Raw genomic sequence first — 7,858 nt, 5'->3', positions numbered from 1 at the left:
AGCGCCGCGCGCAGCACCAAACCGCACTCCATCTACCCAACACACACACACACACACAACCAAATCACACACCGCAGCATATGATGTTCCGGTCTGGTGGCTCGGTGGCCATCGCGGGGATGATACACCCGATCCCATCCCGAACTCGGACGTGAAACACCCCAGCGCCCATGGTACTGAGCCTTAAGGCTCGGGAGAGTAGGTCGCCGCCGGGCCACCACACCGGAACATCATACATACCACCACCGCGGGGTGGAGCAGCCCGGTAGCTCGTCAGGCTCATAACCTGAAGGTCACAGGTTCAAATCCTGTCCCCGCATCCCATTCGCCTCACCAAATCAACGCATTCCAAGCCGCCTCGGAGAAACACTCCGCAGGCGGCTTTTTCGCGTTCGGATAGTGCCCGGAAATCGCCCAACCGCAGGCCGCCGACTGAGAGGGTCGCCCCCGCACCGCCGGGAGCACCAACAGGGCCGCTATCGCGCTCAATGCTGAGCCATCACCCGAAGCAGGGTCACCTTGCATCGGCGCATGATGGCCGGACATGAGCGGCTCCACGAGACCTGCCGAGCGGACGGCGCCTTCGCGGCAACTGGGATGTGCGCCACAATGCTGGCACCTGATGCCAATTGTGCAGGCAAACGTCATTGCTAAAGTCTCGGACGTAAGAGCGTCAGAGGCGCAACAGGAGTGGTCTCTCCGTTAAATCACGGCCAGTAGCTCATGAAATGCGCTGCGCAGATGCGCCACGCCGCTGGTTGGCGCCACGTTCTCAAGGGAAACCGGTCGACATCAGCTTTGAAGGAACGAACGTGATCTGCTCCAACGCGTCCACGATTCTGACAAAGCCGCGCTGCGTCCATTTCCACGCGATCGCGCCTGCCTGATGTCCGGTTCACCGATTGCCCATCACCGCAGCCAACCAGACCGCACGGTCGGCATGGCGCTCGCCGTCGTGTTGCTTCTGGCTGCCAGCCTCCTGAGTGGCTGCGCGAGCATCGTGCGGCTCGATCCGCCACCATCCAGCCTGGCGACGGACCTGCCGGTGCTCGGTATTTCCAATGCTCGCTTCTGGCCGGATGGTCCGCCCGATGCCCTGAGCCGCGAGGGCGTGCTGATGGCGCAGCTGGGCAGGGCGGCGCAGGGGCCACAGCGCGACGGCCCATCGGAGGTGCATTTCCTCGCATTGTCCGGCGGCGGCGATAACGGCGCTTTCGGTGCAGGACTGATGAATGGCTGGACCCAGGCCGGCAACCGGCCCGAATTCACCGTCGTCACCGGCATTTCGGCCGGTGCATTGATCGCGCCCTTCGCGTTCCTCGGCCCCGCCTTCGACGCACCACTCCGCGAGGTCTTCACCCCGGCCGGGCGGGCCGATGTGCTGCGCCTCGGCGGCTGGCTTACCACCGCCTTCTCCCTCGTATTCGGCGAAGCGGTTGCCGATACATCGCCGCTCTACAGCCTGATCGAGCGTCATGCCGACGAGGCAATGCTGCGCGCGATTGCCCGTGAATATCGGCGCGGGCGGCTGCTGTTGATCGGCACTACGAATCTCGACCTGCAACGCCCGGTGGTTTGGAATATCGGCGCGATCGCGGCCAGCGGACATCCAGGGGCGCTGGATCTGTTTCGCCGCATCCTGCTGGCGTCAGCCTCCATCCCTGGCGCCTTCCCCCCCGTGCTGGTCAACATCGACCATGAAGGCCGTACGTTTCAGGAGATGCATGTTGATGGTGGCGCGTCGGTACAGGTCTTCTTCTACCCGCCATCCATGCAACTGCGCGACATGGACCGGGCCGGATCGGGTCAGCGCAGACGCGTGATTCATGTTGTGCGTAATGGTCGCATCGACCTGGAGGGCGCTACCGTCGCTCGCGGGGTGATGAGCATCACCGGCCGATCGGCCTCCACGCTGCTGCACTTCAGCGGCATCAACGACATCAACCGGATCTACCTGACCGCGCTGCGCGATGGGCTGGGCTTCCGTGTGGCGTATATCGGCACGGACTTCAGGGCGCCGCGCAGCGGGCCCTTCGATCCCGAATTCATGAAGGCGCTATTCGAGTACGGCCGTGCCGCGGGCCTGAGCGGAGCGGCCTGGGCCACGGCGCCACCGCTCGCCACCACCTCGGTCGCCGGGCCTGCGGGCCTGGCCGCGGCGCGATGACCGCACGTGCCGGCGCGTGCGGTGGGGCATCGCCGTAGGAGCAGGTGATGAACATGCCGAACTGGGTGCGGCGCCTGCCGCGGCGGATCGTGCTTCTCGGGGCCACGCTGGTTGTCGCGCTGCTGGCCCTGCGCGTGTGGGACATCCGGCAGGGCCCGCCGCTTGCGCCCTGGCACCTTGTCGTGCCGGAGGAACTGCGCGCCGCGGAGATCGATGCCGCCGACTGGACTGGCTACCTCACCGCCGAGGCGGCGGCCTTCGCCACGGTACGCACGGAGGTGACCGCGGCGCTGGAGCCGGCAGACCATATTCCGGCCAACCGCTACTTCGCGGGCAGCCCGCTGCATCCGGCGCTCTTCGCGCAGGACTGGAACCGCTCCTTCGTCATGGAGCCCGAAGGCGAGGCGCGGGGCGCCGTCGTCCTGCTGCACGGCCTGACGGACTCGCCGTATAGCCTGCGCCATATCGCCAACCTCTACCGCCAGCGTGGCTGGATCGCGATCGGCATCCGGCTGCCAGCACACGGCACGGTGCCGGCGGCGCTCACGCGGGTGACGTGGGAGGATTGGCTGGCTGCCACGCGTCTCGCCATGCGCGAGGCCCGTGCGCGCGTTCGCCCCGACATGCCGTTGCATCTCATCGGCTTCTCGAATGGCGGCGCGCTGGCGCTGAAATATGCGCTCGATGCTGTCGAGCATGGCACGACAGCCGCTCCGGACCGGCTCGTGCTGATCTCTCCCATGATCGGCATTACCGCCTTTGCCCGTTTCGCCGGGCTGACGGCGCTGCCGGCGCTCCTGCCGCGCTTTGCCAAGGCCGCCTGGCTCGGCATCGTGCCGGAGTTCATCCCCTTCAAGTACAACTCCTTCCCCGTGAACGGTGCGCGGCAGTCGCATCGGCTGACCATGGAACTGCAGGGGCAGATGCGGCGCCTGGCCGCGGCGGGCCGCCTCGCCGCGTTGCCGCCGATCCTGACCTTCCAGTCGGTGGTGGATTTCACCGTCAGCACGCGCGCGGTCATCACGGCGCTCTACGATCAGTTGCCCTTGCAGGGCAGTGAACTGGTGCTGTTCGACATCAACCGCAACGCCAAGCTCGGGCCCCTGCTGACGACAGCGACGGAGACGGCGCTGGACCGGCTGCTGCCGCCGGCTACCCGCGCCTGGCGCAGCGTGGTCGTCACCAATGCGGGCCCGCAGCACGCCGAGGTGGTGGAGCGAGCGACCGAGGCCGGCGCCACGGAGGAGCAGGTACGGCCAATCGGGCTCGCCTGGCCGCGCGCGGTCTATTCGCTTTCCCATGTCGCGCTGCCCTTCCCGGTGACGGATGGCCTGTACGGCCTCGAGCCCGACGCGGAGGAGGATTTCGGCGTGCAACTCGGTGCCATCGCGCCGCGCGGCGAACGCGGCGTGCTGGCCATCGCGCCGGATGCGCTGCTCCGACTCTCCTCCAACCCCTTCTTCCCCTATCTGGCCGAGCGGATCGAGGAGACGATCGCCGCCGGGGCCGTGCTGCCAGCACGCAGCGCGGTTCGCTGAGACCGACGCGCCACGCGGAACAGCCGGCACGCGGACGAGACACGGCGTACTTCCAGTTCTGGCCACGTCTTCCGATGCTTGCGCAGCATGGTTGGTGGAGTTGGGCGCGATGCGCATCTGGAAAGCGGCGGGCGCCTTGACCCTTGCCTTCGTCACGCCGGTGGCGGCGCAGCAGCCCGATGTCGCGGAACTTATCCGCCGCATCGAGGCGTTGCAGCAACGGGTGAACCAGCTCGAACGCGAACGCCGCCCGCCCCGCCCTGCGGCGCGCGCGCCCGCGCCCGTGCAGTCAGCCGTTCCTGCCGCGCCCTCCGTCGCGGCGGTCGTCGTCGTGCCGCCACAACGCACGCCGGAGGTGGTGCGCGCCGAGGTCGACCAGGCGCTGCGCGGCAGCCTCGACGGGCTTGCGATGCGCGTGCCGAATACCGAAACCTCAGTCCGGCTCTACGGCTTCATCCGTCTGACAGGCTATGCCGACTTCAACGGGCGCAATGCGACGGATGCGGCCTCGGTCCAGGGCATCCCCTTGACCGGCAGCGCCGCGGCCCGCCAGAACGGTGGCTTCGACGTCACCGCGCGCAGTTCGCGCATCGGCTTCGACACGCGCACCGAAACCAGCTGGGGGCGGCTCGACACCACGGTGGAGGCGGATTTCCGCGGTGAGATCTCCCAGGGTGGCGATCTCGCCCTGCGCCTGCGCCTGGCCTTCGCGGAACTGTCGCAGGGCGACTGGAGCTTCCTCGCAGGGCAGGCCAACAGCCTCTGGAACGAAGGGCTGATCGAGGCCTATCACGACGCCACCAACCTGAACCAATCCTTCATCCGCCAGGCGCAGTTGCGCGCAACGCGGCGCTTCGGCCCGAACTGGACGGTGCAGGCTTCGCTCGAAGCGCCATATGGCGACGTCACGACGCAGGGCGGGCCGATCTTCAGCCCCATACGCCTCGATGGCGGCGCGAGCCCCGTCTTCGACCAGGCGCCGGATCTGCTGGCGCGCGTGACCTGGCGCGACGGGCCGGAGGAGTATGTGCTGCGCGGCCTGGTGCGTCGGCTGGCGCTGGATGCGGACGGCACCGTGCTTGGTCCGGGCGGGTCCGAGAGCAGTATTGGCTGGGGACTTGCCGCGCATGCGCGACTGCCGCTCGGCCGCTGGATGACGCCCTTCGGGCGCGACGAGCTGCTGCTGATGGGTCACTACGGCGAAGGCATCGGACGCTACTTCGCCGGCAATACCTTCGGCCAGGCGGCCCTGACGGACATCTCCGCGACGGGCGGCACCGGCTATAGCCTGGAGTTGGTGCCGAGCTATGGCGGCACCATCGGCTATCGCCGCTTCTGGAGCGACACGCTGCGCAGCACGCTCTCCTATGCTTATGCGCGGCAGGATTTTCCGAGCGGTGTCGGCTTCGCGCCCGGCTCAAGCGGAGCGCTTTCACTGAACCGCGAGATGCAGCAGGTGATCGCGAACCTGGTCTGGAGCCCCTTCGCCACCCGGACGACGAGCCGACAACCCTTCGGCTGGCTCGACCTCGGGGTCGAGTACGTCTTCAGCCGTCGCGACCTGGAGGATGGCGCGCAGGCGGTAGGGGCGGGCGGCGTCGGGCACGGCATTGCCAACCGCCTGGTCGCCTTCGGCATCGCCAGGTTCTGACCGGACGGGCTGCTACAGTCGGGCAAGAAAATCCGCGAGGTCGGTGGTGGCCGGCTTCATGGGGTCCCGCCGCAGCACAACCGCCTGCCCCGCCAGGGCCGCGGCCCGGAACTCGCGCGGCGCCACCCCGAACTCCCGCCGGAACGACCGGCTGAAGGCCGAGGGATCGAAGAAGCCGACATCCTCTGCGATCGCCGAGATGTCACGCTCACCCCCTGGTGCCGCGAGCGCACGACATGCCGCCCGCAGCCGCTCCGACTGGATGTAATGCGCGACACCGCCCTGGTGCTCGAACAGTCGATAGAGCTGCGAGCGTGAGACGCCCGCCAAGCGGCTGAGGCGTTCCGCGGTGAGGATGGCGGAACGCAGATGCTGCCGGATGATGACCTTGACGCGCGAGAGTTGCACGAGGTCGATCTGCGCATGCGCGGCGGCCATTGCCTCGGCCGACGGTGCGATGGATGCCGCGACAATGGCGCGGGCGGATTCGACGACCCGCGCCTGCTCTGCCTCGCCAAGCGACGGCACCTCGGCTGCGAGTTGGACGAGGAAGGACGCGAGGATGCGACCCATGGAGGTATCGAGCGGACTGCCGCGGGAGGCGCTCAGCGCCGTGGCGATCTCGGGCGCAAGATCGCGTGGCAGAAACAGGCAGAGCCAGTCGATGTCCGTTCGATCCGAATCCATGACATCGTTCATCGAGCCGATGCTTGCCACGCCGGCAGGGATGGTCGAGCTCGCCACGTCGTTGCAGATCCGCCGCTCGCCGCGCAGCGCGACGTTGATCATCCAATGGTCCAGCGAAGTTCGGCGAGCCGCGGCGGCCGTCCGCACAAGCCGCGCGGCCGGAGCCCGCATCGTCATGAGCGCCAGGGGACCAAGCGCCCAAAGCGCCCGCTCGGCGGGGAAGCCGGCGGCCGGATCGGCCAGGGGCATCACCTCCATGGTGCCGGCGCTGGCAGCCTGCCAGGCGTCGAATTGCTGCCGCGCGGGCAGGTCCAGGGTGGAGAAGGTCAGCGGTTGCCTGGGCCGGGCTACGGCCCCTGCATCATCGGTTCCGGCCGGCGTGCCCATGTCCTGATCGCTGTCGCCAGAGCCAGGCCGCCCAGGCGGCCTGGCAACGGCCGAAGCAGCGGGCGCATCCGCAGCGTCCACGATCTCCCACGGTAGAACACGATCTGTAACTGTGTCGAGAGGTGCTGCAAGCATTATGTAAATCCTTCCTCCCAATAACTGGAATGTGGCAAGGTTTGCCCGTGCTGTAAGGATAGTGACGGAAGCTTTGGTCGCGGCAGAACCCTACGCTTCCGGGTTATCTGGGAAACCACGAAGATTACTTGGCGGCACCGGCGGGGATGCTGGGCCAAATCGCGGGACGCCCGGCATGATTCGGCGCAGCGGCTGGATTACGCCGAACCGGCCTCGCGAGGCGCTGGTGGCACCGCGGTATCGGCATCGAGGCCCGACAGCAGCCGCGCAGCCCAGCGGCTCTGCTCGAATTCCTCGCAGATGCACAGGATCGCGATCAGGATCGGAACGCCGACCAGAGCGCCGATGATGCCCCACAGGAACGCGCCGAGGAACACGGCGACGAGTACCAGGAAGGGCGAGACCGCCAGCCGCTTCCCTGCCAGCCGTGGCTCGATATAGCTGCCCGAGAGGAACTGGATCACCTGCAGCGCGGCGAAGACGGTGGCGGCCACCTGCCAGGTGCCGAACTGCAGCGCCGCGAAGGCCGTGGGGAATACCGTGGCCACGAGCGGCCCGATGAAGGGGATGTAGTTCAGCACGAAGGCGATGAGACCCCATTCCTCCGCCAGTTCGAGGCCCATCGCGCTCGCGAAGGCCCAGACGGCAAGGCCGGTGAGGATGCTCATTACGGTGCGGACGGCCATATAGGCACGCAGCTTCGCGCCGGTTCGTGTTGCGGCGCGCAGCAGCGCGGCGGCGCCGGGTGAATCGCGCAGCGCCTCAAGCTGACGGCGCGCGACGTCCACTTCGAGCAGCGCGAGAATGACGAAGACCAGGGTGACCACGGTGAAGCTCAATATGCCCTGCAACTGGGAGGTGACCTGCTGGGCCAGGCGGACCATCAGGCGCATGTCGAACATGCCGGCCAGGGTTTCCGCCGGTACGCCGGCGTCCTGCAGCAGCGCGACCTTCTGCGCGTAGAGCGCCTGCAGCGTGGCGGCATTCACGATGGTCCATTGGCCGACCCTGCCAAAGGCCCAGGCGCTGAGCAGCGCGAGCACGCAAAGGGTGACCAACGCCAGGACCATGGTGGCCAGTGCCGCAACGGCCGCGCCGGCCCGGGACCGAATGCCGCGCTGCACCGGCCGCAAAAGGGCGGTGACGAAGAGCGCTACGGCGATCGGCGCGAAGACCGCATCGGCGGCACGCAATGCCGCTGCGACCAGGATCGCCGTGCAGAGGCCGATCATCGTGCGCATCGCGTGGTCGCTCACCATGGCGTGCTTCCGGCCTGCCCTGGCGCCAGGCGGG

Annotated in this window: 5 protein-coding genes, 1 tRNA gene and 1 rRNA gene; 5 read left to right on the top strand and 2 right to left on the bottom strand. The window is 67.8% G+C overall.

Features of this window, described 5'->3' with window-relative positions; genetic code table 11:
* Positions 1-100: 100 nt before the first annotated feature.
* The 5 genes from rrf to HB662_RS04465 all read left to right on the top strand — a co-directional run bounded on the left by rrf (position 101) and on the right by HB662_RS04465 (position 5,356).
* Positions 101-215: ribosomal RNA gene (gene rrf / locus HB662_RS04485) — 5S ribosomal RNA — on the top strand.
* Positions 216-246: 31 nt separating this feature from the next.
* Positions 247-320: transfer RNA gene (locus tag HB662_RS04480), tRNA-Met, on the top strand.
* Between the two features lie 620 nt (positions 321-940).
* On the top strand, positions 941-2,167 hold the full coding sequence (locus HB662_RS04475) for a patatin-like phospholipase family protein (RefSeq protein WP_168047502.1): 1,227 nt from the start codon (positions 941-943) through the stop codon (positions 2,165-2,167).
* Between the two features lie 47 nt (positions 2,168-2,214).
* The gene (locus HB662_RS04470) at positions 2,215-3,705 is read left to right on the top strand and encodes an alpha/beta hydrolase (RefSeq protein ID WP_245185397.1); all 1,491 of its coding nucleotides are present in this window, start codon (positions 2,215-2,217) and stop codon (positions 3,703-3,705) included.
* A 109-nt stretch (positions 3,706-3,814) separates the two neighbouring features.
* Positions 3,815-5,356, top strand: a complete 1,542-nt coding sequence (locus tag HB662_RS04465) for a DcaP family trimeric outer membrane transporter (RefSeq protein ID WP_168047501.1) — start codon at positions 3,815-3,817, stop codon at positions 5,354-5,356.
* Between the two features lie 12 nt (positions 5,357-5,368).
* Here the strand turns inward: HB662_RS04465 and HB662_RS04460 are convergent, their stop codons facing one another.
* Together HB662_RS04460 and HB662_RS04455 are read right to left on the bottom strand one after the other, a co-directional pair.
* Positions 5,369-6,430, bottom strand: a complete 1,062-nt coding sequence (locus HB662_RS04460) for a helix-turn-helix domain-containing protein (RefSeq protein WP_168047500.1) — start codon at positions 6,428-6,430, stop codon at positions 5,369-5,371.
* A gap of 332 nt (positions 6,431-6,762) precedes the next feature.
* A complete protein-coding gene (locus HB662_RS04455) occupies positions 6,763-7,824 on the bottom strand; it encodes an AI-2E family transporter (RefSeq protein WP_209443082.1) in 1,062 nt (353 codons plus the stop codon).
* Positions 7,825-7,858: the final 34 nt, after the last annotated feature.

The sequence above is a fragment of the Falsiroseomonas frigidaquae genome (assembly GCF_012163145.1).
GTDB lineage: Bacteria > Pseudomonadota > Alphaproteobacteria > Acetobacterales > Acetobacteraceae > Falsiroseomonas > Falsiroseomonas frigidaquae.
This window is presented reverse-complemented; position numbering and strand designations above follow the sequence as displayed.

Bases quoted from the DNA above. Each gene is read 5' to 3' on its own strand.
- HB662_RS04470 (WP_245185397.1), top strand. From the start codon at position 2,215: ATGAACATGCCGAACTGGGTGCGGCGCCTGCCGCGGCGGATCGTGCTT.
- HB662_RS04465 (WP_168047501.1), top strand. From the start codon at position 3,815: ATGCGCATCTGGAAAGCGGCGGGCGCCTTGACCCTTGCCTTCGTCACG.
- HB662_RS04460 (WP_168047500.1), bottom strand. From the start codon at position 6,430: ATGGGCACGCCGGCCGGAACCGATGATGCAGGGGCCGTAGCCCGGCCC.
- HB662_RS04475 (WP_168047502.1), top strand. From the start codon at position 941: ATGGCGCTCGCCGTCGTGTTGCTTCTGGCTGCCAGCCTCCTGAGTGGC.
- HB662_RS04455 (WP_209443082.1), bottom strand. From the start codon at position 7,824: ATGGTGAGCGACCACGCGATGCGCACGATGATCGGCCTCTGCACGGCG.